The organism is Actinoallomurus oryzae (assembly GCF_039541955.1).
Classification (GTDB): Bacteria; Actinomycetota; Actinomycetes; order Streptosporangiales; family Streptosporangiaceae; genus Actinoallomurus; species Actinoallomurus oryzae.
Genome location: NZ_BAABHF010000039.1, coordinates 87685 through 111962, shown reverse-complemented (window position 1 = coordinate 111962; position 24278 = coordinate 87685). Strand labels below are relative to the sequence as shown.

General features: G+C 72.0%; 25 protein-coding genes. 17 read left to right on the top strand and 8 right to left on the bottom strand.

Annotated features, from left to right (window positions below; translation table 11 throughout):
- Positions 1 to 14: 14 nt before the first annotated feature.
- Genes ABEA10_RS31720 through cydC form a run of 3 tightly spaced genes read left to right on the top strand, consistent with a single transcriptional unit; the run spans position 15 to position 4104 of the window.
- Complete coding sequence (locus ABEA10_RS31720) at positions 15 to 863, top strand: cytochrome d ubiquinol oxidase subunit II (protein ID WP_345470184.1); 849 nt, start codon at positions 15 to 17, stop codon at positions 861 to 863.
- On the top strand, positions 860 to 2371 hold the full coding sequence (cydD, locus tag ABEA10_RS31715) for a thiol reductant ABC exporter subunit CydD (protein ID WP_345470183.1): 1512 nt from the start codon (positions 860 to 862) through the stop codon (positions 2369 to 2371). The genes ABEA10_RS31720 and cydD overlap by 4 nt, the downstream gene beginning before the upstream one ends.
- The gene (cydC, locus tag ABEA10_RS31710) at positions 2368 to 4104 is read left to right on the top strand and encodes a thiol reductant ABC exporter subunit CydC (RefSeq protein WP_345470182.1); all 1737 of its coding nucleotides are present in this window, start codon (positions 2368 to 2370) and stop codon (positions 4102 to 4104) included. The genes cydD and cydC overlap by 4 nt, the downstream gene beginning before the upstream one ends.
- On the opposite strand, the gene ABEA10_RS31705 is transcribed toward cydC, so the two are convergent.
- Entirely contained in the window at positions 4077 to 4325 is a 249-nt protein-coding gene (locus ABEA10_RS31705) for a TFIIB-type zinc ribbon-containing protein (protein WP_345470181.1), read from the bottom strand. The two genes, cydC and ABEA10_RS31705, sit on opposite strands and share 28 nt — an antisense overlap.
- A gap of 75 nt (positions 4326 to 4400) precedes the next feature.
- A complete protein-coding gene (locus ABEA10_RS31700; RefSeq protein ID WP_345470180.1) occupies positions 4401 to 5705 on the bottom strand; it encodes a hypothetical protein in 1305 nt (434 codons plus the stop codon).
- Between the two features lie 225 nt (positions 5706 to 5930).
- Here ABEA10_RS31700 and ABEA10_RS31695 point away from each other — a divergent pair, with 225 nt between their 5' ends.
- The 13 genes from ABEA10_RS31695 (at position 5931) to ABEA10_RS31635 (ending at position 18301) form a co-directional block, all read left to right on the top strand.
- Positions 5931 to 6659: an IclR family transcriptional regulator gene (locus tag ABEA10_RS31695; protein ID WP_425550987.1), complete on the top strand. Its 729-nt coding sequence runs from the start codon at positions 5931 to 5933 to the stop codon at positions 6657 to 6659.
- A gap of 88 nt (positions 6660 to 6747) precedes the next feature.
- Positions 6748 to 7620 (top strand): NAD(P)-dependent oxidoreductase, encoded by an 873-nt coding sequence (locus ABEA10_RS31690; protein ID WP_345470178.1) that lies wholly within the window; start codon positions 6748 to 6750, stop codon positions 7618 to 7620.
- A 98-nt stretch (positions 7621 to 7718) separates the two neighbouring features.
- Positions 7719 to 8732, top strand: coding sequence for a winged helix-turn-helix domain-containing protein (locus ABEA10_RS31685; protein ID WP_345470176.1), 1014 nt, complete (start codon positions 7719 to 7721; stop codon positions 8730 to 8732).
- Between the two features lie 67 nt (positions 8733 to 8799).
- Positions 8800 to 9906, top strand: a complete 1107-nt coding sequence (locus tag ABEA10_RS31680) for a ferritin-like domain-containing protein (RefSeq protein ID WP_345470175.1) — start codon at positions 8800 to 8802, stop codon at positions 9904 to 9906.
- A gap of 290 nt (positions 9907 to 10196) precedes the next feature.
- A complete protein-coding gene (locus ABEA10_RS31675; protein WP_345470174.1) occupies positions 10197 to 10784 on the top strand; it encodes a septal ring lytic transglycosylase RlpA family protein in 588 nt (195 codons plus the stop codon).
- A 309-nt stretch (positions 10785 to 11093) separates the two neighbouring features.
- Complete coding sequence (locus tag ABEA10_RS31670; protein WP_425550984.1) at positions 11094 to 12335, top strand: sensor histidine kinase; 1242 nt, start codon at positions 11094 to 11096, stop codon at positions 12333 to 12335.
- Positions 12332 to 13003 carry a response regulator transcription factor gene (locus tag ABEA10_RS31665; protein WP_329247988.1) on the top strand — a complete coding sequence of 224 codons (672 nt, stop codon included), beginning with the start codon at positions 12332 to 12334 and terminating at the stop codon, positions 13001 to 13003. Before ABEA10_RS31670 ends, ABEA10_RS31665 begins: the two co-directional genes overlap by 4 nt.
- An 89-nt stretch (positions 13004 to 13092) precedes the next feature.
- Complete coding sequence (locus ABEA10_RS31660) at positions 13093 to 13605, top strand: SigE family RNA polymerase sigma factor (RefSeq protein WP_329247990.1); 513 nt, start codon at positions 13093 to 13095, stop codon at positions 13603 to 13605.
- Positions 13602 to 14732: a hypothetical protein gene (locus ABEA10_RS31655; RefSeq protein WP_345470169.1), complete on the top strand. Its 1131-nt coding sequence runs from the start codon at positions 13602 to 13604 to the stop codon at positions 14730 to 14732. Before ABEA10_RS31660 ends, ABEA10_RS31655 begins: the two co-directional genes overlap by 4 nt.
- 117 nt (positions 14733 to 14849) lie before the next feature.
- Entirely contained in the window at positions 14850 to 15731 is an 882-nt protein-coding gene (locus tag ABEA10_RS31650; RefSeq protein ID WP_345470167.1) for an ABC transporter ATP-binding protein, read from the top strand.
- 20 nt (positions 15732 to 15751) lie between these two features.
- Positions 15752 to 16492: an ABC transporter permease gene (locus ABEA10_RS31645; RefSeq protein ID WP_345470165.1), complete on the top strand. Its 741-nt coding sequence runs from the start codon at positions 15752 to 15754 to the stop codon at positions 16490 to 16492.
- Positions 16492 to 17667 carry a sensor histidine kinase gene (locus ABEA10_RS31640; RefSeq protein ID WP_345470164.1) on the top strand — a complete coding sequence of 392 codons (1176 nt, stop codon included), beginning with the start codon at positions 16492 to 16494 and terminating at the stop codon, positions 17665 to 17667. Before ABEA10_RS31645 ends, ABEA10_RS31640 begins: the two co-directional genes overlap by 1 nt.
- 28 nt (positions 17668 to 17695) lie before the next feature.
- Positions 17696 to 18301, top strand: coding sequence for a response regulator transcription factor (locus ABEA10_RS31635; protein ID WP_345470163.1), 606 nt, complete (start codon positions 17696 to 17698; stop codon positions 18299 to 18301).
- Between the two features lie 33 nt (positions 18302 to 18334).
- Here ABEA10_RS31635 and ABEA10_RS31630 read toward each other — a convergent pair whose 3' ends face one another.
- The 5 genes from ABEA10_RS31630 to ABEA10_RS31610 all read right to left on the bottom strand — a co-directional run bounded on the left by ABEA10_RS31630 (position 18335) and on the right by ABEA10_RS31610 (position 22768).
- The gene (locus ABEA10_RS31630) at positions 18335 to 18808 is read right to left on the bottom strand and encodes a MarR family winged helix-turn-helix transcriptional regulator (RefSeq protein WP_345470161.1); all 474 of its coding nucleotides are present in this window, start codon (positions 18806 to 18808) and stop codon (positions 18335 to 18337) included.
- Between the two features lie 83 nt (positions 18809 to 18891).
- The gene (locus ABEA10_RS31625; RefSeq protein WP_345470159.1) at positions 18892 to 21315 is read right to left on the bottom strand and encodes an MFS transporter; all 2424 of its coding nucleotides are present in this window, start codon (positions 21313 to 21315) and stop codon (positions 18892 to 18894) included.
- A gap of 355 nt (positions 21316 to 21670) precedes the next feature.
- Positions 21671 to 21910: a TetR-like C-terminal domain-containing protein gene (locus ABEA10_RS31620; protein ID WP_345470157.1), complete on the bottom strand. Its 240-nt coding sequence runs from the start codon at positions 21908 to 21910 to the stop codon at positions 21671 to 21673.
- A 41-nt stretch (positions 21911 to 21951) separates the two neighbouring features.
- Entirely contained in the window at positions 21952 to 22380 is a 429-nt protein-coding gene (locus ABEA10_RS31615) for a TIGR03667 family PPOX class F420-dependent oxidoreductase (RefSeq protein WP_345470156.1), read from the bottom strand.
- 34 nt (positions 22381 to 22414) lie between these two features.
- Positions 22415 to 22768 carry an immunity 53 family protein gene (locus ABEA10_RS31610; RefSeq protein ID WP_345470154.1) on the bottom strand — a complete coding sequence of 118 codons (354 nt, stop codon included), beginning with the start codon at positions 22766 to 22768 and terminating at the stop codon, positions 22415 to 22417.
- Between the two features lie 200 nt (positions 22769 to 22968).
- Here ABEA10_RS31610 and ABEA10_RS31605 point away from each other — a divergent pair, with 200 nt between their 5' ends.
- Positions 22969 to 23550 carry a biotin transporter BioY gene (locus tag ABEA10_RS31605; protein WP_345470152.1) on the top strand — a complete coding sequence of 194 codons (582 nt, stop codon included), beginning with the start codon at positions 22969 to 22971 and terminating at the stop codon, positions 23548 to 23550.
- A gap of 120 nt (positions 23551 to 23670) precedes the next feature.
- Here ABEA10_RS31605 and ABEA10_RS31600 read toward each other — a convergent pair whose 3' ends face one another.
- Positions 23671 to 24222: a TetR/AcrR family transcriptional regulator gene (locus tag ABEA10_RS31600; RefSeq protein ID WP_345470261.1), complete on the bottom strand. Its 552-nt coding sequence runs from the start codon at positions 24220 to 24222 to the stop codon at positions 23671 to 23673.
- Positions 24223 to 24278: the final 56 nt, after the last annotated feature.

Below are 24278 nucleotides of genomic sequence, written 5' to 3'. Positions count from 1 at the left end.
TCGGAGCTGTTTCCGTGGACACCTTCGCGTACGCGCTGCTCGGCTTCTTCGGCATCGGCTACTTCGTGCTGGGCGGCGCCGACATCGGCGTCGGCATGCTGCTGCCCTTCCTCGGCCGTGACCGGCGGCTGACGCTCGCCGCGATCGCACCGTTCTTCCTCGGCAACGAGGTGTGGCTGGTCGCCACGGGCGGCCTGCTGACCGCGCTGTTCCCAAGCCTGGAGGCCGAGGTGTTCGGCCGGGTCTGGGGCGCGCTCGTCGTGCTGGTCGCGGGCTGGATCGTCCGCGACATGGGCCTGTGGCTGCGCGGCCGGGACGACGGCGCGGCCTGGCGCGCGTTCTGGGACGGGGCGACCGTGGCGGGAAGCTGGGCGGTGGCCGCGTCGTGGGGCGTCGCCGTGGGGCTGCTCATGGGCGGCGGCGCGCCGCTGTTCGCGGTGACGTCGTGCGGCCTGTTCGCGCTGCACGGGGCGGTCTTCGCGGCGCTGCGGCTCGGCACCCGCACGCCGCTCGCCCGCCGCATCGCGCCGGTCGCGCTGGTGGCCGGGGTGCCCTGCGCGCTCGGCGCCGGGGCCGGCCACCTCGGGCGCACCGCACCGTACGCGGCCGGGCTCGCCCTGCTGCTGGTGCTGGCGTGGGCCGCGCTGGGGGCCGGGCGATACGGCGCGGCGCTGGTGTCCTCCGGGCTCGCCATCGTCGTCGTGCCGCTGCTCGCGGCGGTGAACCTGCCGGACGCCACCGTCGCCGAAGGCGCCGGGCTGACCGCGACCGTGGCGGGGGTCATGCTTCCCCTGCTGGTCGCCGCGCAGGCGTGGGTGTGGTGGACGTTCCGCGGCCGGGTCGACGGACCGTCGTACCTGTGACGTACGTGCTGCTCGCGCTCGCCCAGGGTCTCCTCGTGGTGGCCCAGGCCGACCTGCTGTCCCGGGTCCTGGCCGGGAGCGCCCTGCTGCTGCCGCTCGCCGCGGTCGTCGCCGGACGCGCCGCGCTCACGCTCGGCCAGGGCACGGTGTGCGGGTGGACCGCCGCCCGGCGCAAACGCGCGCTGCGCGGGCGGCTCCTGTCGCGGGGCGCCGACGTCACGCTGCTCGGCCGTGGCCTGGACGCCCTGGACCCGTACTACGCCGGCTACCTGCCCCAGCGATACGCCGCCGCGGTGGTGCCCCTCGCCGTGCTCCTGCGGCTGGTGGTCGCGGACCCGGCGTCGGCGCTGATCGTGGCGGTGACGCTGCCGCTGATCCCGGTCTTCGGCGCGCTCGTCGGCCTGCACACGCGGCAGGCGACCGACCGGCAGTGGGACCTCCTGCACCGGCTCGGCGGGCACTTCCTCGACGTCGTGACCGGACTGGGGACCCTGCGCACGTACGGCAGGGACCGGGCGCAGGCCGAGGTGGTACGCGCGATGGCCGACGGCCACCGGAGGGCGACCATGCGGACGCTGCGGATCGCGTTTTTGTCCTCGTTCGTGCTGGAGACCGCCGCCACGCTGTCGGTCGCCCTCGTCGCGGTGCCCGCCGGGCTGCGTCTCCTCGACGGTTCGCTGCACCTGCGGACGGCGTTGCTCGTGCTGCTGCTCGCGCCCGAGGCGTACCTGCCGCTGCGGTCGCTCGGCACCCGTTTCCACGCCGCCGCCGAGGGACGCGCGGTGCTCGGCCAGGTCGAGGCGGCACTCGCCGAGGACGGCCCTTCACCTGGTGCCGTACGGGTCCGGCCGGGGCGGATCGCGGTCGAGGACGTCGTCGTGCGTTACGCGGACGGCCGCGCGCCGGCGCTGGACGGTTTCTCGCTGACCGTGGAACCCGGAGAGCGCGTGGCACTCACCGGGCCGAGCGGCGCGGGCAAGAGCACGCTTCTGCGGGCCGTGCTCGGCTTCGCTCCTCTGGAGTCCGGCCGGATCCTCGTGGACGGGGTCGACCTCGCCGAACTCGACCTGCCCGCGTGGCGGCGGCACGTGGCGTACGTGCCGCAGGCGCCGCACCTGTTCGCCGGGACGGTCGCCGACAACATCCGGCTCGGCCGCCCGGACGCGAGCGACGCCGAGGTCCGCCGGGCCGCCGAGGCCGCGTGCGCGCACGAGTTCGTCGCGGCGCTACCGGACGGGTACGACACTGAGCTGGGCGAACGCGGGCTCGGGCTGTCCGCCGGGCAGCGGCAGCGCATCGCGATCGCCCGCGCCCATCTCATGGACGCGCCGATCGTCGTGATGGACGAACCCACGGCCCGGCTCGACCTGCGCGGCGAGGCACTCGTCGCCGAGGCCGCACGGCGCCTCCTCGACGGGCGCACCGCGCTGCTCGTGGCACACCGCCCGGCTCTACTGTCGGTCGCCGACCGCGTCGTCCACCTGACCTCACGCGAGGCGGCCGCATGATCGCCCAGCTGATCGGTCGGAGACGGCTCGCCGCGCTGGTCTGGGCGGCGACCGCCGGCGTGGGCGGAGAGCTGTCCGCGCTCGGGCTGACCGCCAGTGCCGCCTGGCTCATCGCACGGGCCGGGCAGCAGCCGCCGCTGTCCGCGCTGGCCCTCGCCATCGTGGGTGTACGGGCGTTCGCCCTGTTCCGCGGCGGTCTGCGGTACGTCGAGCGCCTCACCGGCCACGACGCCGCCCTCCGCGTCCTCGCCGACCTGCGGGTACGCGCGTACGAGGCACTACGCCGCTCCGCCGACCCGTCGCTGAACGAGACGGCTCCCGGTGGGCGGGACGCGGACCTCGTCCAGCGGATGGTCGCCGATGTGGAGTCCGTGCAGGACCTGCTGCTGCGCTGTCTGCTGCCGACGGTGGTCTCCTGGGCCGTAGGGTCCGCCGCGGTCGTGCTGAGTGTCGTGCTGCTGCCGGCCGCCGGAGCGGTGCTCGCCGCCGGGATCGTCCTCGCCGGAGCGGCTCTGCCTGCCGTGGCGGGCCTCGCGTCCCGCGCGGGTGCGCGGAGAGTCGCCGCGGCCCGCTCCGACCTGGCCGTACGCGGGCTGGACGTGGCGCGCGGCGCGACCGACCTGGCGGCGTTCGACGCGACGGAGCGGTTCGTTGCCCGGGCGGACGAGGCCGCCGCACGGCTGGAGCGCGCCGAACGCCGGTCCGCGGTGGTCGAGGCGACCGTGAACGCCCTGGGCGCCGCCGTACAGGGCCTGACCGCGCTCGCCGTGCTGTGGGTGGCGCGACGCCAGGGCGCGGACGCCGTTCCGGTCACGGTGCTCACGCTGACCGCGCTCGTCGCGGTGGAGTCCGTCCTGCCGCTGGCGGACGCCGCGCGGCGGTTCGTCGAGCTGCGTCCCGCCGCCCGCCGCGTCACCGCCCTACTCGCCTCCGCGCCGCCGGAACCTGCCACGCTCTCCGGGCGCGGCGCTCGCCGTCGACCGGTTCCCGCGCGGCCCGGGGTCGAGCTCGTCGGTGTGCGCGTCGCGTACGGGGAGGCGGTGGCGCTTGACGGCGTTGACCTGCGTGTTCCCTTCGGGCGCAAGGTGGCGATCGTGGGGGCGAGTGGGGCGGGGAAGAGCACGCTGCTGGGTGTCCTCACCGGAGAGACGCCTGCCCGCGGAGCGGTGCTGCTCGACGGTGCGCCGCTGGACGCCTACGACGCGGCGGACGTCCGGGCGGCCGTGCGCGGGCTGACGCAGGACGCGCATGTGTTCGCCGCCTCGATCCGGGCCAATGTCGCGCTCGCGCGGCCCGGCGCCTCCGCCGCCGAGCTGGAGGACGCCGCGCGCCGTGCCGGGCTGCTCGGCTGGATCACCTCACTGCCGGACGGCTGGGCCACTCTCGTGGCGAACGATTTCCTCTCCGGCGGCCAGCGTCAGCGGCTGCTGCTCGCCCGCGCCCTGCTCGCCGATCCGCCGGTGCTGCTGCTGGACGAGCCGGCGGAGGGGCTGGACCTGCCGACGGCCGACCGGCTCGTCACCGAGATGCTCGGTGACGAGCGGACGGTCGTCCTCGTCACGCACCGCCTCGCTCCGCTGAAGGCGGCCGACGAAGTCGTGGTCCTCGACCGTGGCAGGGTCCTTCAGCGCGGCCCCCACGACGCGCTGGCCGCTGTGGCCGGGCCCTACCGTGACCTGTGGGAGGCCGAACGCCTCCACACGGATCACTCGGCCGGCGTGAAGACCTGGTGAATGATGCCGCGGCGGTGCCGGCCGTGGTACGACGTGTCCGCCTCGCTCATCGGGTCGAGCTTGGCGAGGTACTCGCTCTCGGCGTCGATGAGACGCTCGAGCTCACCACGGTCGAGGAAGACCCCCTGGCAGCCCGCGCACTCCTCGATCACCACGCCGTTGCGGTCGTGTGTGTCCCACTTTCCTGAGCATTTCGGGCAGTTCAACCCCGTGTCAGCCATCGTTCGGCTCCCCTGACTACGAATCGTGCGATTCAGCAAGATTAGTGACCATGGCGGCCACAGGGAATCGCCATTTCACGGACGGATGCGGGACAGCAGTGGCCGGAGTGACCGGCGGCGGGACCGCCGGGAGACGGCGCCGACGCGGCGGCGGCGCATCACCGTCAGCCCCGCGACGAGCCAGAGCAGCCCGGCCTCGGTGACCACCGCGATGGCCACCAGCGTCGCCCAGGACGTGCGTCCGGCCCGCATCGCTCCGGCCGGGGAGAGCGTGTCGAGTTCGGAGACGCCGTTGTGGGAGGGCCGTGGCGCGGTGCGGGGCGTCGCCGGCTGCGGTGCGGGAAGGGTGGGCAGCGGCAGCGCCGGGCCGCCGACCGGCGGGACCGCCGCCGGCGGGACCCCGGCAGGCGACGCGGGAGCCTCCGGGCCCACCGAAACGTGCGGGATGGCCGCCGCGCCCGCGCCCGGCGCCGCACCCACGCCCGCGCCCGGCTTCGCGTCGGCGTGCGGCGCCGCCGGCGAGGGCGTGGCGGAAGCGGTCGACGGGTGCGCCGACGGGTGCGCCGACTGGGGCGCCGGTCTGGGTGCGGGGCGCGCCGGGCGTACGCGGCGAGGCGAGACGGCCGCGGCCGACCACGGCACCTGGACCTCGGGCGAGACGGGCACGGAGGGCGAGACGGGCACGGAGGGGGCGGCGGAGAAGGACGGCGACGGCTCGGGCGACACGTCGGCCGCGGACGCCTCCGGGTCCGGCGACGCCTGCGGCTCCTGCGAAGCGTCCGTGGCGAACGAGGGCGACGGATCGGGTTCCCTGACGCGGTGCGCCGCCCGCGGAGCGGAAGGGTGCACCACCCGCAGGCCGACAGGGTGTATCACCTGCGGGGCGGCAGGACGCGCGGCTCGCAGGGCGGCGGGGCGCACCACCCGCATCGCGGCGGGGTGGGTGACGCCGAGCGACGCGGTGACCGACGGAGCGTTCGCCGCGCCGGCCTGCGCGATGACGGGCACCTGGGCAGAACCGCCCTGTCCCGGCCGGGCGGCGACGCGCAGTGTGCGGGAGTGCTGCGGGCTCAGGTCGCCCAGGTCGCAGGCCAGGGCGGTGCGGTCGGCGCTGGACAGGCAGCCCGGCGCCGCGGCCGTCCACGCGGCCGGGGCGAACGTGCTGAGCACGAGCGTCGCCGAGTGCGCCGTGCCGCCCACCGGGCGCACCGACACCGCGAAGCGGGTCCCGTCCGGCGCGGGGCCCAGGGCCTGGACCGAGGTCACGAGGTGAACGGTGGGCGTCACGACCGCGGCGCCGCCATCGAGCAGCGCAGGGCCGATCATCGCGCCGGCCGTGCTCATCGTCGTGGCGAGCAGCGCGCCGGATGTCACCTTCATGGTGAGACGTCCCCCAGGGTCGAGCCGGGCGGCCTTGGAGGGGACGGGCAGGTGTGCGCCCGCAAGGCGAGTCGTTACGTCTTATAGCCGGGTCACCACGCATTGTAACCTGCAGGACTCTCCCTGTTGTTTCGCCTGATGAAAGGTTCCTTTCGTAGGATGCCGTCAGCGGGAGAGGAGAAGCCGGTGGCGGGGGATGACACGGGAGCGCGGGCGGCGTCCGGCGTGCGCTCGCTGGAGCGGGCGTTCGAACTGCTCGAACACCTCGCCGACGCGGGCGGCCGCCTGGCCCTGACCGAGCTGGCGGAGACCTCCGGGCTGCCGATGCCGACCATTTACCGGCTGATGCGCACGCTGGTCAACCGGGGATACGTCCGCCAGGAACCCTCCAAGCGGTACGCCCTCGGACCCCGCCTCATCCACCTCGGCGAGACGGCGGAGCGGCTGCTGGGGTCCTGGGCGCAGTCCTCGTTGGCACAGCTCGTGGACGAGGTCGGCGAGACGGCCAACATGGCGGTGCTCGAGGGCGACGAGGTGGTCTACGTCGCGCAGGTGCCCTCCAAGCACTCGATGCGCATGTTCACCGAGGTCGGCCGCCGCGTGAACCCTCACTGCACCGGCGTCGGCAAGGCCCTGCTCGCCCAGCTCTCCGACGTGGTGGCCGGCGAGATCATCGGCCGTACGGGCCTGCCCGCGCACACGCCGCACACCATCACCGACCCGGCGGCGCTGCTGAAGGAGCTGGCCACGATCCGCCGGCGCGGCTACGCCCTCGACGACGAGGAGCAGGAGATCGGCGTGCGCTGCGTCGCCGTACCCCTCACCGGCACGCCGACCCTGGCCGCGATCTCGATCTCCGGCCCCCAGGGTCGGCTGCCCCTCAACGTCATCGACGACGTCGTGCCGATCATGCGCCGCACGGCCGGACGCCTGTCGGAGAGCCTCTCGGCCTAGTACTACATGGCGCGCCCGCCGGAAGCCTCCCGGCGCGACGCCCATCCCCACCGAGGCCACCGGTCCAAGGTGGGGTACAAGTGATCTCATGGACAATTTGACCGTTGCCGTACTGGGAACCGGGATCATGGGCGAGCCCATCGCCCGTAACCTGCTGCGCGCCGGCCTGGGCGTACGGGTCTGGAACCGTACGCGCGCCAAGGCCGAGCCCCTCGCCGACGCCGGCGCGGTCGTGTGCGGCGAGGCCGCCGAGGCGGCCGACGGCGCGGACGTGGTCGTGACCATGCTGCACGACGGCGACGCCGTCGAGCAGGTCATCGCGGGCGTGCTGCCCGCGATGGAGGAGGACGCGGTCTGGGTGCAGATGAGCACCGTCGGCGCCGAGGCCGCCGACCGGCTGGCCGAGCTCGCCCGCTCACGCGACGTCCCGTACGTCGACTCGCCCGTGCTCGGCACCCGCAAGCCCGCCGAGGACGGCGCCCTGGTGGTGCTGGCCTCCGGCCCCCGCGACGAGCGCGTCGACCGCATCTTCGAGGCGATCGGGTCCCGCACGATGTGGATCGGTGAGGGCACCGAGGCGTCCCGGCTCAAGCTCGTCGCCAACAGCTGGGTCCTCGCCCTGACCTCGGCGGTCGGCGAGGCGGTGGCGCTCGCGGAGGCGTTCGGCCTGGACCCGCGTCTGTTCCTTCAGGCGATCGAGGGCGGCCTGATGGACACGCCGTACGCGCACCTCAAGGGCGAGGCGATCATCAGGCGGGAGTTTCCGGCGTCCTTCCCGGCGAGCGGCGCCGCCAAGGACGCGAGCCTGGTCGCGGCGGCCGGCCGCGCCGCCGGGGCGAACCCGCGGATCGCCGACGGTGTACGCGAGCAGTTCCGCCGCACCGTCGAGCTGGGCCACGGCGAGGAGGACATGGCCGCCGTCTACTACGCGGCGCGCCGCAACTCCGGTACCGGCGAATAAGGCACACACCGAATGCCGCTGATTGGGAGAATAATGACCTAACGGAACCTCAGGGCATCTGCCCGCGTCCCACCTGTCCAACCGACGGGGGAGCCAACATGACTGTATCCACCCAGCAGGTCACCAGGCCGGACGCGACAGAACTCCATGTCGGAAGGCTCGCGGACGCGAAGGTACGCGTGTCGCTGGACCCGTACCTGTCCGTGCTGGCCCTCACGACCGACGCCCTCGGCGGACGTCGGCGGGGCGCGCCCGAGTCGTGGCGGCGGCGCATCCGCTCGGCCGTCTCGCCCGCGCAGGCCCAGGCGGTGTGGCCGCTCGTGGCGCCGGGGCACTCGGTCACGCCCGACTGCGTGAGCCCGCTCAGCCCCATCTTCGAGACGTCGGTCGACGAGCAGATCGAGCGGCTGCGGGACCTCTCGCCCGACGAGCTGCTCGCCGACCTCGACGGCGTCTTCGGCCGCTCCGGGCCGCCCCCGCACTGGCGTACGGTCGCCCGGCAGCCCCGCCACTGGCTGCGCGCGTACGCCTCCGCGACGAGTCAGGTCTGGGCGGCGATGCGGCCGGTGTGGCGGGAGGCGCGCCCGCTGCTGGACCGCGAGGTCGCACGCGTGGGCGCGGCGGCGATGCGCGGCCGGCTCGACGTGATCCTCGGCGGAATCCACCCGAGCAGCCGGTTCGAGGACGGCGTGCTGAAGATCCGCGACCCCGAGCCCGCCCGGTTCGACCTGGCCGGACGCCGGCTGGTGCTGGTGCCGATGGTCTCCGGCGGCGACGCGCTGATCTGCAGCCTCGACCGGGCGGACGCGGTGTGGCTCGGCTACCCGCTGCCGGGCGCGGGGCGGCTGTTCCGAGGCGAACCCGCGCAGGAGGGCGGCAACGCCCTCGAACTCCTGCTCGGGCCGGTCCGCGCGCAGGTGCTGACGGCGGCGTCCCGGCCGGTCACCATGGGGGAGCTGGCCACTCTGACCAGGCTCACTCCGAGCGCGGTCACGTACCACTGCGAACGCCTCGCCGCCGCCGGGCTCGTACTCCGGGAACGGCACGGCCGGGAGGTCCGGGTGTCGCTCACCCCGCGCGCCGAACGGCTGTCCGAACTCTTCGACGCATAACGCTGGCGGGGTCCGACTTTACGTGTTACGAAGATATGTAAAGCCCGGCTTCGCGGGAGGTTCCCCCATGACGATGCGTGATCGCTACACGACCCCGATACCGGAGACGACGTGGCAGGTGCCCGTCGCGGGGGCCGCGCGATTCAACTGGGAGTACGACGACGGCCGCGACCGGCTGCTGTCGCTCTACCAGAAGGGCAAGGACAAGCAGTGGGACGCCCAGAAGCGCATCGACTGGGACATCCCCGTCGACACGAACAACGTCGCCGGCTTCCCCGAGGAGCTCAACCCGCTGGCCGGCTCGGACCTGTGGGAGCGCATGCCGCAGGAGGCGCGCGATGAGTTCGGCCGCCACCAGGGCACCTGGCTGTTCAGCCAGTTCCTGCACGGTGAGCAGGGCGCGCTGACGGTCGCCGCGCGCATCGTGGAGTCGGTGCCCGACCTGGACTCGAAGTTCTACGCCGCGACCCAGGTCATGGACGAGGCCCGCCACGTCGAGCTGTACAACAAGTTCATCCAGGACAAGATCGGGATGTACTACCCGATCAACCAGGACCTGGCCAAGCTCCTGGAGGAGTCGCTGTCCGACGGCCGCTGGGACCTGCCCTACCTCGGCATGCAGGTGCTCATCGAGGGCCTGGCGCTCGCCGCCTTCGGCGTCTACCGCGACATGTCCACCAACCCGCTCGTCAAGCAGCTTCTCGCGTACGTCATGCAGGACGAGGCGCGGCACGTGGCGTTCGGACGGCTGGCGCTCAAGGACTACTACGCGCAGCTGAGCTCCAAGGAGCGCGCCGAGCGCGAGGAGTTCGTCGTCGAGGGCTGTTACCTCATGCGCGACCGGTTCAAGGGCAAGGAGATCTTCGAGACGCTCGACATGCCGGTCAAGGAGTGCATGGACCTCGTCGACAACGGCCCGATCTACCAGCTCTACCAGTCGCTGCTGTTCACCCGCATCGTCCCGTGCGTCCGCGACATCGGGCTGTGGGGCGACAAGGTGAAGCAGGCCTACGCCGACATGGGCGTACTCGACCACGCCAAGGCCGACCTGGTCCAGCTCATGAAGCAGGACGAGGACATCGCCGAAGAGGTCGACCGGGCCAAGGCCGAACAGGAGCTGGCCGTACGCCGCGAGGAGGTCCACGAGGCCATCGCCCAGGGCTCCGAGGACTGACCCTTCGGCCGGGGAGCCCGGGTTCCCCGGCGTGGCGGTCGGTCGGCTCCGGCCGGGCGGCTGCTCCCCCATCACACCGCATTCCGCCTGCGGTGAGTAATACGATCATCGTTTCCGCGCCAATACGCCGTGAGATGGGGCACAAAAACCAGCGGCTTGGACGTGACCATGCGTCGTGGGCCCCTAGTGTCGGGGACTTGTGCGCGGGGCCTGGACGGCTCGCGCCGATCGGGGACTGACGGTTCTGCCGCCGGGACCCGATGTCCTGTCCCCGACCAAAGGACCCCTTTGTGGGTAGATCCGGCCGACATCGCCAGACTGAGACACCGAAGAGACTCCGTACCGCTCTCATCGCCGCCGCCGGGCTCGCCGCGGTCGCGCTCGCCGCGATCACTGTCGCGGTGACCGGGGCCGGCTCCTCGTCGGCGCAGATGAAGGCCCGCGCCGCCGCGGCCGACCCGCCGCGGCCGCTCGATCGGGCGAGCCGCGACCAGGACCGTACGCCGATCGCCTCGCCGACACCGGAGCCCAGCGACACTCCGGCACCGGCACCGGCCGCCAAGAAGAAGCGACACACCAAGATCCTTGCGCACGGCACCTGCGAGGCGTCCTACTACGGCACGGGCGGAGGGCGGACCTCGAATGGAGAGTCGATCGGTCCCGACGACCTCACCGCGGCGCACCGGTCGCTGCCGATCGGCTCGAAGGTCCGGGTGACCAACCGCAACAACGACCGTTCGGTGATCGTGCGGATCAACGACCGGGGCCCGTTCGTCGCCGGACGCTGCCTCGACCTGTCCAGCGCGGCGATGCAGGCGGTGGGCGGCCTCGCCTCGGGGGTCATCCCGGTCAAGTACGAGGTCCTCGCGAAAGTCTGAGCGGAATCCCAAGGATTCCCGGACCACACCAAGAAATGATCTAGAAAACGGAATGCGAGCGTCCGCGGGCGGTCGACTTCTTCCCCCAAAGAAGTCCCGACCCGCGAACGCTCGCTTCCTGCGGCCTGGACGGGTACAGATCCAAGGCCCCTGGGAACGGCCTTCGCGTCGCGTCCCCCGTTGAATCCCCCAATTCATCGCGACGCGCCAGGCCTTTTTGTTGGTCTGTGGTCCTGCAACCACTACGTTACGTAGCCCACGAGGGTGCAGCCGTCCACCCCAGGGTGACACTTCGCCGTACAACCACGGTTGACCTGCGGGTTTGCGGGTTCGTGGGGTTCACTGGGTGGTGGGCCGAGGTTTGGCGAGGCAGGCCCGGACCAAGGAACAGACTGTGGCTGCGAAGGGGCGACCTTGAGGGCCAAACGGCTGGTCACCCCTGCCGACCTACTTTTGTCGGCCGGGGTCTTCGCCGTGTATCTACCCTATCTACACGGGCGTGGGCATAGCGTGCCAGCACTCATTCTCTCCGCGCTGGCCGCAGGGGCACTGCTGGCGCGAAAGCGTTTCCCCATTCCCACCGTCATCGTCTGCCTCATCCTCTCGGGTTTCATCGGCGTGCTCCTGCGCCGCAGCTATCCGGCGACTCCCGCCGACCTCGTCGCTCTCTACGCGGTCGGCCGTTACTGCGGGCGCGGGTGGGCGCTGATCACGGCGATCGCCACCCTGGTCGTCGGGTTCGTCGTCGCGGAGGTCTCCGAGCGGATCCCCTCCTACAACTACGAGAACCTCGGCACCCTCGCGACCGTCCCGCTGGCCGTGCTCGCCGGGGCGTGGGTGCGGACCCAGCGCACGTACGTGCTGGGCGCGGAGGAGCGCGCCGAACGGGCCGAGCGCGAGCGCGAGGACGAGGCGCGCCGGCGGGTCACCGAGGAGCGCCTGCGCATCGCCCGTGAGCTGCACGACATCGTGGGGCACGCGCTGATGTCGATCAGCGTGACCTCCTCGGTCAGCGCCCGGTTCGTCGAGGAGGATCCCAAGGCGGGCCGTGAGGCGCTGGAGACGATCAACAGCGTCAGCAACTCGGCTCTGGGAGAGATCCGCAGGACGCTGAGCCTGTTGCGCGGCACCGCCGAGCCGCTGAAGCGTCCCGGTCTCGGCCTGGACGACCTGCCCGACCTGGTGCAGCAGAGCCGGGCGGCCGGTCTGCCGGTGACTTTGCACGAGTCGGGGCGGCGCTGCGCGGTGCCGGCGATCGTCGGGTTCACCGTGTACCGGATCGTCCAGGAGAGCCTCACCAACGTCAAACGCCACGCCCGCGACGTCGTGAAGGTCGCGGTGACGCTCACCTTCACCCCGGACAGCCTCGACGTCGCGGTCACCAATGACGGCAGGCCGGTCGAGATGAGTGATCAGGCCTCGTACGGCCTGGGTATTCAGGGCATGCGCGAGCGCGTCGCCGCCACCGGCGGGCGTCTCAACACCACGGCACTGCCGGGCGGCGGCTTCCGCGTGCACGCCCGCCTGCCTTTGAAGGAGTCCCGTCCATGACGATCCGTGTCCTGCTGGCCGACGATCAGACGACCGTACGCGCCGGTTTCAAGCTCCTCATCGACTCGACCGAGGACATGCACGTGGTCGCCGAGGCCGCCGACGGCAAGGCGGCCGTCGAAGGCGCGCGGGCGACGTCGCCGGACGTCATCCTCATGGACATCCGGATGCCCGGGATGGACGGCATCGAGGCGACCCGCCGCATCACCGACGACCCGGCGCTGCGCGGCGCGCACGTGCTGATCCTCACCACGTTCGAGCACGACGACTACATCTTCGGCGCGCTGCGGGCGGGCGCGGCCGGCTTCCTGCTCAAGGACACCGCGCCCGACGAGTTGCTGGACGCGATCCGGGTGGTCGCCTCCGGCGAGGGTCTGCTGGGCCGTGGCCTGACGGGCCGGGTGATCAGGGAGTTCGCCGCGCAGCCCGCGCCCGCCGAGCCGACGCCGGAGCTGGACATCCTCAGCGAACGCGAGCGCGAGGTGCTCAAGCAGATCGCCGCCGGCCTCACCAACGAGGAGATCGCGGGCGCGCTCCACCTCAGCCCGGCGACCGCCAAGACGTACGTGCACCGGATCATGACCAAGCTCCAGGCCCGCGACCGCGTCCAGCTCGTGATCTTCGCCTACGACAAGGGTCTCGTACGGCCGCGGCCGCAGGAGCGCTGAGCACTTTCGAGGGTTGAGCACTTTCGCGGGGATGACATAGCCGCGACCACCTTCGCGCGTCTGATGTAGGGACAGACCCGGAGGTGGCGATGGACGCGACGGTCGAGCGTGACTTTCGTGAGTTCGTGGAGGCGCGGTCGCCTTCGCTGATGCGCATGGCCTTCCTGCTCACCGGAGGTGACCAGCACGCCGCCGAGGACCTGCTGCAGACGGCGCTCGCCAAGGTGGCGGCGCGCTGGCGGTCCGTCGACAGCCCGGAGAAATACGTCCGGCAGGTGATCTACCGCCAGCAGGTGAGCTGGTGGCGGCTCAAGTGGCACCGGCACGAGACCAACGTCGCCGTGCCTCCCGACGAGGCGCGCGAGGACGGCACGTCCGCGGTGGACCTGAAGATGACCGTACGGGCGGCGCTGGCGCGGCTGACGCCCCGGCAGCGCGCCATGCTCGTGCTCCGGTTCTTCGAGGATCTGCCCGAGGCGGAGGTCGCCCGGCTGCTCGACTGCAGCGTCGGCACCGTCCGCAGCACCACCCACCGGTCGCTCGCGCGCCTGCGTGCCGTGGCCCCCGAGCTGGAAGAGACCTTGAAGGAGGTCCGGCAGTGAACACCGAGACCTACGTACGGAAGGTCCTCGACGAGTGGTCCGCCGAGGCACGGGTGCCACCCGGGCTCGCCGACCGGGCGCTGGGCCGGCGCCGCGCCGGGCGGCGGATCACGAAGGCGGTGCTGGTCGCAGCGGCGGTGATGGCGCTCATCGTCGTCGCCGGAGTGACGGTCGGGGTCCAGGTCGGACCGCATCCGACGACGGCACGTCCCAGGCCCACGGACACCTCGCTGCGGACCGACCCGAACGACGCGCCGCCCCAGCGTCTCGTCGCCGCCGGCCAGGTCGCCGTCTCCGCCTACTACGTCGGTCACGGCGACCCGCGCAAGTTCACCCGCACCTGGTACCTCTACAACACCTCCACCGGCACGTACCAGAAGGTGCCCTGGGGATGGGTGGACGTGGCGCCGGGCCTGCGGCAGGCGGCCGTGCTCGACGGTCCGCTGCCCACCACGCGGCTCGGCTTCATCAACATGAAGACGCACCGGGTCACCCGCTGGATCACGCTCCGCGCGGCGGCGGGCGGGCTGGCGTGGTCGCCGGACGGGCGGCGGCTGCTCGTGACGACGTACGCACGGAACCCCGACGCCATGGGCGCGCCCGGGACGGGCGCCCGTACCGGGTTCATCGTCGTCGACGCCAAGACCGGCGAGGCGCACTTCCACAGCCTGCTCTACGACCCCGAGAACCCGAACACGCGGCAGGACTTCAACTGGAGCCGCGACGGGAAGCTGATCTGGGCGCCGCGCCTGCAGGTGCCGAGCAAGGTCTTCTACGACCTGAACGGTGCACAGCGGCCCGCACCGCCGCACGAGGACCAGACGCTCCAGCAGGCCGGCCTGTCGCCGAACGGCCGCTACCTCGCCACCGAGGGCACGCCGCCGGGCCCGCAGACGGCGGTGACGGACGTGACGACGGGCCGGAAGGTCGCCACCCAGCCGGTCGAACAGCTCCTGGCCTGGGCCGACGACACCCATCTCATCGCCAAGGGCTGTGACCCTAAGCAGTGCCGTGGCAAGGGGGAGTTCCACAACCGCCTGCTCCTGGTCAGCGTCGACGGCAAGACGATCATCCCGCTGACCGGCTACCGGAACGGCGGCTGGGTCCCCCTGTTCACCCACCGGTGAGCCGCCCCCGGTCCCGTGGTACGAGCGAAGTCACGGGACCGGGGATGACAAATGTCATCGTGAAGCCGGTATTCGCGACACTACGCGTCTGAGCTGCGCGAACCTAGCGTTGTTCCCATGAACGCGATCACTTTCACGGGTGTGTCGAAGAGCTACGGCGACGTCCGCGCCGTCGAGACTCTGGACCTGGAGATCGCCGCGGGACAGGCCGTCGCGCTGCTGGGTCCCAACGGCGCCGGCAAGTCCACCTCCATCAACATGCTCCTCGGCCTCGCGCGGCCCACGGCCGGGACGGTCGCCGTCTTCGGCCAGAGCCCGGACGCGGCCGTGCGCGCCGGGTGGGTCGGCGCGATGCCGCAGGACGGCGCGCTCGTCCCGGGGCTGACCGTACGGGAGATCGTCGAGTTCGTCCGTGGCCTGTACCCCGAGCCGATGCCGCTCGACGAGGTGCTCTCGCTGGCGAACCTCACGCCTTTGGCCAAGCGCCGCGTCGACCGGCTGTCCGGCGGGCAGGCCCAGCGGGTGAAGTTCGCGATCGCCGTCGCGGGCGCACCCCGGCTGCTGGTGCTGGACGAACCGACCGCGGCCATGGACGTCGAGTCCCGGCGGTCGTTCTGGGCGAGCATGCGCGCGTACGCGGCGGGCGGCCGGACCATCCTGTTCGCCACGCACTACTTGGAAGAGGCGGACGAGAACGCCGACCGGGTCATCGTGATCAGCCGCGGCCGGGTCGTCGCCGACGGGACCGCCCAGGAGATCAAGTCCGCCACCGGCGGCCGTACGGTGCGCTTCACGATCGGCGACCAGCCGACGGCCGGGCTCGACACGCTCCCCGGCGTGACCGGCATCGAGGTACGCGCCGGCTCCGTCCGGCTGCGCACCACCGACCCCGACGCGACCGTACGGGCGCTGTACGCCTCCGGCGTCGAGGTGCGGGACCTGGAGGTCAAGGGCGCCGACCTGGAAGAGGCGTTCCTGTCCCTCACCGGCGACAACTGACCTCCGAAAGGACCCCTTCGATGCTTCGCTATCTCGCGCTGGAGATCCGGCGGACGTACCGCGACCGGCGCTTCGTGTTCTTCGCCGTCGCCATCCCGGTCGGCTTCTACCTGCTGTGGTCCAACATCTTCGCCAAGAATGACGTGGACGCCGGCACCGGGCTGGACGCCAAGACGTACCTGCTGGTCTCGATGGCCGCCTACGGCGCGCTGGGCGCGTCGCTCACCACGACCGGCGCACGGCTCGCCGCCGAACGCCGGAGCGGCTGGCTGCGGCAACTCCAGGTCACCCCGCTGCGACCGTGGGCGGTGATCACCGCGAAGATGCTCGCCTCGATGTGCCTGGCGCTGCCCTCCGTCATCCTCGTGGGGCTCGTCGCCGTCGTGGTCCAGGGCGTTCACCTGTCCCCCGGTGAGTGGGCCGGGCTGATCGGCGTGATCTGGATCGGTTCGCTCCCGTTCGCCGCGCTCGGCACCCTGATCGGCTCTCTGGTCGGCCCGGACGCCGCGCAGCCGCTCACCGTGGCGTGCTACGTGCTTCTGGCCCTCCTGGGCGGCATGTGGATGTCGGTGAGCATCCTGCCCAAGACGATGCGGACCATCGCGCACTGGACGCCCTCGAACCGCTTCGTCGAGCTGGGCTGGAGCGTCGTCGCCGGGCACGTCCCGCCCGCCTCCGACGCGCTCGTCCTGGCCGGCTGGACCGTCGTCCTCGGCGCCCTGGCCATCGCGGCCTACCGCCGCGCTACCGTTCGGTCCTGATGAGCCTTCTCATGCCGTTCGACCCCGAGCAGGAGACCGACGCGCACCCGAAGCGGCGGGCGCTGTGGACCCTGCTCGGGCTGGTCTACCTGTTTCTGTGGCCGGGCGGCTCGATCTTCGGGCCCGGCCACACCACCGGCGGCGTCGCCCTGCGGCTGGCGGCGCTGCTCTCCTACGTCGCCTGTTTCATCGGCCTCGTGCTGGCGAACAACCCCTGGGCCGGCGGCACGAACCGGCGCACCTACGTCCTGCTCGGCGTCACGACCGCGCTGGCGATCGGGTACCCGGTCCTGTTCGGGGTGCAGTGGTGCGGGCTGCCGATCTACCTGGGCGTGGCGTGCGCCATGACGCTCCCGATGCGGTGGGCGGCGCGCGGCGTCCTGGCCGCGACCGTGCTGACCTTCGTCATGTGCGCCTCGCTCGGTGCCCCCAGCGGCACACTGGCGCTGCTGAGCTTCGAGACGCTGACGATCGGCATCCTGATGCTGGCCTTCCGCTCCAGCCGTGTCCTCGTCGTCCAGCTACGGGAGGCGCGCGGCGAGGTCGCCCGCCTCGCCGCGAACGAGGAGCGGCTGCGCATCGCCCGCGACCTGCACGACCTGCTCGGGCACACGCTCTCGCTGATCGTGCTCAAGAGCGAGGTGGCCACCCGGCTCGCCGAACGCGACCTGGACCGCAGCGTCGCCGAGATCCACGACATCGAGACGGTGGCCCGGCAGGCGCTCGCCGACGTACGCGAGGCGATCTCCGGCTACCGCCAGCGCAACCTGACCGACGAGCTGGAGAACGCCCGCAGCGTGCTGGCCGCCGCCGACGTCGAGCTGACCATCAAGGCCTCCGGCACTCCGCTCCCCGACCCGGTCGACGGCCTGTTCGGCTGGGCCGTACGCGAGGGCGTCACCAACATCGTCCGGCACGCGCACGCCCACACCGCCACGATCGGCGTCCGGCGGCAGGACGCCACGGCCGTCCTGGAGGTCGTCGACGACGGCGCGGGTGAGGCCGCGACCGGTGAGACGCCGGCCGGCAACGGCCTGCGCGGGCTGAGCGAGCGGGTCACGGCCTCGGGCGGCACCGTCGACGCCGGGCCCCGCCCGGACGGCGGCTTCCGCCTGACCGTACGCGCCCCGCTGACGGCCCCGGCCCCGCGCGAGCCGGCCGAAGAGTCGGCTTGAGGTGGTGCCGTCCTCTAGAGTCGCTCCCGTGATCCGGGTGGTGCTCGCCGAGGACCAGGGCATGGTGCGGGGTGCGCTCGCGACCCTGCTGAACCTCGAGGACGACATCGAGGTGGTCGGCGAGGCGGCCGACGGCGACGAGGCCCTCGCGGTGGCCGTGCGCACGCGGCCCGACGTCGCACTCCTCGACATCGAGATGCCGGGCAAGGACGGCATCACCACCGCCGCGTCGCTGCGCGAGGCGCTGCCCGACTGCCGGATCGTCATCCTCACGACGTTCGGCCGGCCGGGCTACCTGCGGCGTGCGATGGAGGCGGGCGCGTCGGCGTTCCTGGTCAAGGACAGCCCGGCGCAGGAACTGGCGGCGGCGATCCGCCGCGTGCTCGCGGGCGAACGGGTCATCGACCCGGCCCTGGCCGCCGCCGCGCTGAGCGCCGGCCCCAACCCGCTGTCCCCCCGTGAACGCGACGTCCTCGCCGCCTCGGCCGACGGCTCCACGATCGGCGACGTCGCCGTACGCCTCCACCTGTCGGAGGGGACGGTGCGCAACTACCTGTCCTCGGCGATCCGCAAGACCTCCGCCCGCAACCGCATCGAGGCCGTCCAGACCGCCCAGCGCCAGGGCTGGCTCTGATCACCCGCCCCGGCGACGGACGCTCTCGCCCGCTCAGATATGGCAGGCCCTACTCTCGGCGAGGTCGTTGAACCGGGCGAGCATCCGGCCCAGCACCCGTACGTCCTCCGCCGGCCAGGTGGCGAGCATCGCGTGGAAGCGGTTCTGCCGGGCGGCACGGGCGATCTCCACCCTCCGGCGCCCCTCATCGGTGAGGACCAGCAGGTGGGCGCGGCCGTCGTCGGGGTCAGGCCGGCGCTCGATCAGGCCGAGCTGTTCGAGCACCTTCACCTGGCGGCTGATGGTGGGCTTGCCGACGCCGAAATAGTCGGCCAGATCGCTGGGGCGCGAGCGGGCACAGTCGTGCATGCCGATGAGCAGTCCGTACGCCGCGGGCTCGAGCTCGGGGTGCACCTCGCGTGCCACCTCGGTGGACAGCGCCCGCGCGCGACGGAACAGCACGCCGAGCTCGTGCTCGACCGCCTGGTAGGCCTCGTGTTCGCGGACGGCCGTGATTCCTTCCGTCATCGTTCCTTCATCTGCCCTCATACCCGGAGACCGATGAGTTTCCGCCGGACCGCCCCGGTGGTGGGCGGTCCGGCGGACTCATGTCATTCGGCGGGGTGGCCGAGCCACAGGTCGTGCGCGTCGCCGCCCTGGCCGGTCAGGTGGATCCCGCTCGCCACCAGCGGGTACCCGGTGGCCGTGACGGTGTACTGACCGCCCGTCAGGCCGGTGAAGGCGTACTCTCCGTCGGGGCCGGTGGTCGTGACGCCGACGACGTTCCCGGCCGCGTCGAGCAGCGTGACGCGCGCGTCGGGAATCGGGCCGCGGCCCTCGGCTCGGATCGTGCCGCGCACCTGCATGCCCGGCAGGAGTTCGACCTCCTGGCGGATCTGGCCGCCGCCGACCTCGACCGGCATGGCGGCCGGCCGGTACGTGGTGGCGCTGACCGCGAGCGTGTAGACGCCGGGGACCACCGCCGGGAAGAGGAAGCCACCGGCGGTATCGGTCGTGCCACCGGCGACGACCTCACCGCGTGCGTCCGTGACGACGACCATCGCGCCCTCGATGGGGGTGCCGTCCACGCTGCGGACGAGCCCGGCCAGACCGCCGGAACCGTTGAGCGTCACGTCGAAGTCGACCGGCTGGTCGCCGACCACGAGGGTCGCGGCCTGCGGGTCGTGGTCGCCCGCCGCGGCGATCAGCACGTACGTGCCGCTGCCGGGAGCAGGCAGGGCGTACCGCCCGTCGGCGCCGGTGGTCGCGCGGCCGATCTGGTGGCCGCTGACGTCGATCAGCGTGAGCACGGCGTGGGGCACCGGAGCACCGCCGTTGCGGACGAGACCGCGGATCATGCCGCCGGCAGGCGGCTGCCCCATCTCGGCCGAGGCGTACGCCTGCATCGGAGCGGTGACCTGGCCGTTGGCCGGGATCGGGTTCCGGACGCCGGCGGAGACCAGCTCCGGCTCCCGGTGCTGGGCGTGCCGGCCGCGCACCGAGGCGTCGGTCACGGGCATGGAGGGGGCCGCGCCGGTCGGCGGCTCCTGGGCGTTGGACGTGCGCAGCGGCACCTCCTTGATGAACAGGATCACGATCACCGCGATCAGCGCGCACGGCGCGGCGTACATGAAGACGTTGCCGATGCCGTGACCGTAGGAGTCCTGGACGACCTGGCGGACCGGGGCGGGAAGGGCGGACAGCTTCGGGAGCGAGCCACCGTTTCCGGAGGCGTGGACGCCGATGCGCGCGAGGCCTTCCGTCATGTAGTGGGTGATGCGGTTGCCCAGTACCGCGCCGAGCGCCGAGACGCCGATCGCACCGCCGAGCGAACGGAAGAAGGAGACGGTCGAGCTGGCCACGCCCAGCTCCTGCGGCCGGACCTGGTTCTGCACGCACAGCACCAGGTTCTGCATGGTCATGCCCAGACCCGCCCCGACGCAGAACATGAAGACCGCGGCCTGCCAGTAGGCGGTGTCGTAGCGCACCGTGCTCAGCAGGGCGTACCCGACGGTCATCGCCGCGGCGCCGAGCACCAGGATGCTCTTCCAGCGTCCCGTGGAGGTGACGATGCGCCCGGAGATCGTCGACGCGATGGCCAGGCCGCCGATCATCGGCAGCGTCATGAGGCCCGCCTTCGTCGGCGAGTCGCCGCGGGCCAGCTGGAAGTACTGGCTGAGGAAGGTCGTCGCGCCGAACATCGCGACACCGACGAAGAGGCTGGCCAGCGTGGACAGGGACAGCGTGCGGATGCGGAACAGCTTCAGCGGCACGATCGGCTCGCTCGCGAAGGTCTCCGCCACGACGAACAGCACCGCCAGGACGACCGCGCCGCCGACCATCGCGGCGGTCTGCCACGACAGCCAGTCGTACTTGTCACCGGCGAACGAGACCCAGAGCAGCAGCAGGGCGGCCGCGCCGGAGAACAGCGTCGCGCCGAGCCAGTCGACCTTGACCTTGCGCTTGGCCACCGGCAGGTGAAGGGTCTTCTGCAGGACGATCAGCGCGATGACGGCGAACGGCACGCCCACGTAGAAGCACCACCGCCAGCCGAGCCAAGAGGTGTCGACGATGACACCGCCGATGAGCGGGCCGCCGACGGTCGCCAGGGCGAAGACCGCGCCCGTGTAGCCGGAGTAGCGACCACGCTCACGCGGCGTGATCATCGCCGCCATGATCACCTGAACGAGGGCGCTGAGACCACCGGCGCCGAGGCCCTGAACGACCCGGGCCGCGATGAGCATCGCGGGGCTGTGCGCCTGGCCGGCGATGGCCGAGCCGACGACGAAGATCACCAGGGCGAGCTGGATCAGGAGTTTCTTGCTCACCAGGTCGGCGAGCTTGCCCCAGATCGGGGTCGTGATCGTCATCGAGAGCAGCGTCCCGGTGATCACCCAGGTGTAGGTGGTCTGGCTCGCGTGCAGATCGGCGATGATCGTCGGCAGCGCGTTCGACACGACGGTGGACGACAGGATCGTCACGAACAGGCCGAGCAGCAGCCCGGATAGAGCTTCCATGATCTGCCGATGGGACATCGGGACACCTGAATCCGGTGCCGCCGCCCGCACCTCGGCCGGTGCTGCGGTTGCCATCAAACTCCTTTCCGCCCGAAGAGTCCGGGGTGGGGACGGTGTTCGCTACGTGGCGGCTGCTCGCGTGAGCCCGGCGAGGGGGCCGAAGAGCTCAGCGACGTGCCTGCCGGCAACCGACGGTGCGACGGTGGGTCCTGATCACCACTTCCGGTCGGCCCGGCCGCGTGAGCGGCTCGGGGCACCCGTCCTCTGATGCCCCGGCGACCACACGGCGTTTGGTTGCCTGAGGCAAGTATCCATCATTTGGTTGCCGGAAGCAACTTTATTTCGCGGCCGACGCGGAAGCGCTGGGAGTGCCTCAGCGGTCCACCGAGGTCGCGCCCGGCCGGGCGATGTGGAGAAGGCGGTCGACGAGAGTGTCGGCGTACTCGGGGGTGAGCGGCCCCGCTCCGAACAGGACGCGGATGTACATCGGGGCCAGGACGTGGTCGAGGACGTCCAGGCCCTCGGGCGGGTGTTCGCCGCGCGTACGGGCGCGGTCGAGCATGGCCTGGATCTGGCGGCCGCGTTCGGCGACGAACTCGTCGCGGGCCTGCACGCCATCGCGCCCGGCGGCCTCGAGGGCGATGACCAGGCGCGTCAGAAGCCGCGGACGCGGGTGAGGTGGATGCGGACCGGCACCGAGAACCTCTCCGCGAAGCTCGCGGCGTCACCGAACCGCGCGTTGATGGCCGCGCCGTACTTCTCCAGCCACGCGGGGTTGTCGGGCACCGCCGGGTGGCCGTCCAGGATTTCGGCGGTGCCGGTGAGCACGACGATGTCGTCGCCGCCGTTACCGTCGAAGTTGAGCGAGACCCGCGGCTGCCGCCGGATGTTCGCGAGCCGCCGGGCGTTCGCCTGACTGTAGATCAGCACGCTGTCCCCGCCGTCCCAGAGGAACCCGACGGGATTCGGCTGCGGAGTGCCGTCACGCCCGACGGTCGTCAGCCAGATCGCCATCTCCTCGGTAAGCCGCCGACGAACACGCTCGCCGTACGCGGTGGCCCGATCAGGGATCACTTCACTCACCACGAGCCGAGGCTACCCGGGCGCTGCGAGCGATTCACGACCCGTCAACGATGAATGAGCCTTGGGCCTGGCTGGTCGTCCAGAGGCGAAATTCGTGGATGGCTTCGGCCAGGTTGGCGGGTCCGCAGGCGGCTTGGAAGGTGGCGTTCTCGGTCCAGGTGATGCACCAGTCGTCTTCGCTGCGGCGGACTTCGCGGCGGGTGTAGGCCTCGGGCGCGACGCCGGTGTCCGTGAGGTCGATGGTCACGTGCCAGCCCGGATTGTCCAGAGTCGTGATGGTGATTCCGTGGCCGTGTTCCCAATCGCCGTCGCACTGGGCGACGTACCAGGCCTGTAGCCAGATCCAGACATCGGGCCGGTCAGGGTCGAACTGGAGATCGTGGGCCATGCCCTGAAGGTAGACATACGGCACGATGCGCCGCGTCCTCATACGCCGTACGACCCTTCGTCCCCGGAGCGGCCGAGGTTGATGACCGGTAGGCGTCGCCGCACAAACGGTGAGCACGGATATTTGGCGGGGCCGCCGAGCGCCTTGCCCACCGGCTCGGGCGACAATTGTCCGGTTAGCCCCCGAAAGGAAGGTTCCACGTGTCCAACACCCAGGCTGCAGTGGCACGTCCGGCGGTGCTCGGCGACCTCGTCCCGGGCCGCCTCGTCCGTGACGTCGCTCTCGTCCTCGGCGCGGCCGCGTTCGTCGGCATCGCCGCGCAGATCAGTGTGCCGGTGCCGGGTACCCCGGTGCCGGTGAGCGGGCAGACGTTCGCCGTGCTGCTCTCCGGCGCCGCGCTCGGGCTGAACCGCTCGGCCATCGCGATGGCCCTGTACGCGCTCGCGGGCGCGCTCGGTGTGCCGTGGTTCGCCCCGGGCGCCCCCTCCGGCTGGCACTTCGCCTCGTTCGGCTACATCCTCGGGTTCGTACTCGCGGGCGCGGCTGTGGGCGCCCTGGCCGCGCGTGGCGGTGACCGTTCGCCGCTGCGCACCGTCCTGACGATGACGTTGGGCACCGTCCTCATCTACGCCGTCGGCGTGCCGTGGCTGATGGCCATGACCCACTCCGGCTTCGGCTCCGCCCTGTCGATGGGCGTCCGCCCGTTCCTCATCGGTGACGCACTGAAGGTGCTACTCGCCGCGGGCCTCCTGCCCGGCGTGTGGCGCCTCGTCCGCCGCTGACGCGTCTGACGCGGCTGATCCGGCCCGCCGGGGCCGGATCAGCCGCTTGTGAGGGGCCCCCGGACCCTGCTCTGGCACGGTGAGGGGACCCCTCACCAGGGCTCGCCCGTCAGGGCTCGCTCAGGGTTCGAAGTGGCGGGCCAGGTAGCCCGTGATCAGCTGTTCGGCTTCCGCGAGCAGGGCCGGGTCGCCGTCGCGTTCGATGCGGAAGGCCAGTTTCAGCACCGCGTCGGCGGCCTCCACCGCTACCGCGAGGGCGCGGGAGAACTCCTCGGTGTCGGGTACTGCGAACGCCTCGACCAGGAGGGCGCGCAGGCGGTCGGCGACGACCGCGTTGTTCTCCTCGCCGTCGGCCAGGAGGCGGACGTCGGCGATGTCGCCGAAGCGCAGCACCCGGAAGCCGGGGACGGTGCGGTGCATGTCCACGAAGATCTCGATGACCGTGCCGACCGCGTCGTACCAGTGCGGGAAGTCGCCCTCGGCCAGGGCGCGGGCCACCCGCTCGCCGAACATCTCCAGGTTGCGCAGGGCGAGTTGCTGCGCGATCGCCCGCTTGTCGGGGAAGAACTGGTAGACCGAGCCGATCGCGACGTCCGCGCGCTGGGCGACCTTGGTCGTGGAGAGGCCGTCGTAGCCGTTCTCCTCCAGGATGTCCGCGCAGGCGTCGAGCATGCGCTGCACCCGTTCGGCGCTGCGTCGCTGAGCGGGCCGGCGCCTCAGTGCCGAGG

What these genes read in the sequence shown, in the direction of transcription:
- ABEA10_RS31665 (WP_329247988.1), top strand. Translation starts at nt 12,332, where the DNA reads ATGACGATCCGTGTCCTGCTGGCCGACGATCAGACGACCGTACGCGCC.
- ABEA10_RS31645 (WP_345470165.1), top strand. Translation starts at nt 15,752, where the DNA reads ATGCTTCGCTATCTCGCGCTGGAGATCCGGCGGACGTACCGCGACCGG.
- ABEA10_RS31705 (WP_345470181.1), bottom strand. Translation starts at nt 4,325, where the DNA reads ATGGCTGACACGGGGTTGAACTGCCCGAAATGCTCAGGAAAGTGGGAC.
- ABEA10_RS31640 (WP_345470164.1), top strand. Translation starts at nt 16,492, where the DNA reads ATGAGCCTTCTCATGCCGTTCGACCCCGAGCAGGAGACCGACGCGCAC.
- ABEA10_RS31625 (WP_345470159.1), bottom strand. Translation starts at nt 21,315, where the DNA reads ATGTCCCATCGGCAGATCATGGAAGCTCTATCCGGGCTGCTGCTCGGC.
- ABEA10_RS31660 (WP_329247990.1), top strand. Translation starts at nt 13,093, where the DNA reads ATGGACGCGACGGTCGAGCGTGACTTTCGTGAGTTCGTGGAGGCGCGG.
- ABEA10_RS31685 (WP_345470176.1), top strand. Translation starts at nt 7,719, where the DNA reads ATGACTGTATCCACCCAGCAGGTCACCAGGCCGGACGCGACAGAACTC.
- ABEA10_RS31630 (WP_345470161.1), bottom strand. Translation starts at nt 18,808, where the DNA reads ATGACGGAAGGAATCACGGCCGTCCGCGAACACGAGGCCTACCAGGCG.
- ABEA10_RS31650 (WP_345470167.1), top strand. Translation starts at nt 14,850, where the DNA reads ATGAACGCGATCACTTTCACGGGTGTGTCGAAGAGCTACGGCGACGTC.
- cydC (WP_345470182.1), top strand. Translation starts at nt 2,368, where the DNA reads ATGATCGCCCAGCTGATCGGTCGGAGACGGCTCGCCGCGCTGGTCTGG.
- ABEA10_RS31680 (WP_345470175.1), top strand. Translation starts at nt 8,800, where the DNA reads ATGACGATGCGTGATCGCTACACGACCCCGATACCGGAGACGACGTGG.
- ABEA10_RS31700 (WP_345470180.1), bottom strand. Translation starts at nt 5,705, where the DNA reads ATGAAGGTGACATCCGGCGCGCTGCTCGCCACGACGATGAGCACGGCC.
- ABEA10_RS31690 (WP_345470178.1), top strand. Translation starts at nt 6,748, where the DNA reads ATGGACAATTTGACCGTTGCCGTACTGGGAACCGGGATCATGGGCGAG.
- ABEA10_RS31600 (WP_345470261.1), bottom strand. Translation starts at nt 24,222, where the DNA reads ATGCTCGACGCCTGCGCGGACATCCTGGAGGAGAACGGCTACGACGGC.
- ABEA10_RS31610 (WP_345470154.1), bottom strand. Translation starts at nt 22,768, where the DNA reads ATGGCCCACGATCTCCAGTTCGACCCTGACCGGCCCGATGTCTGGATC.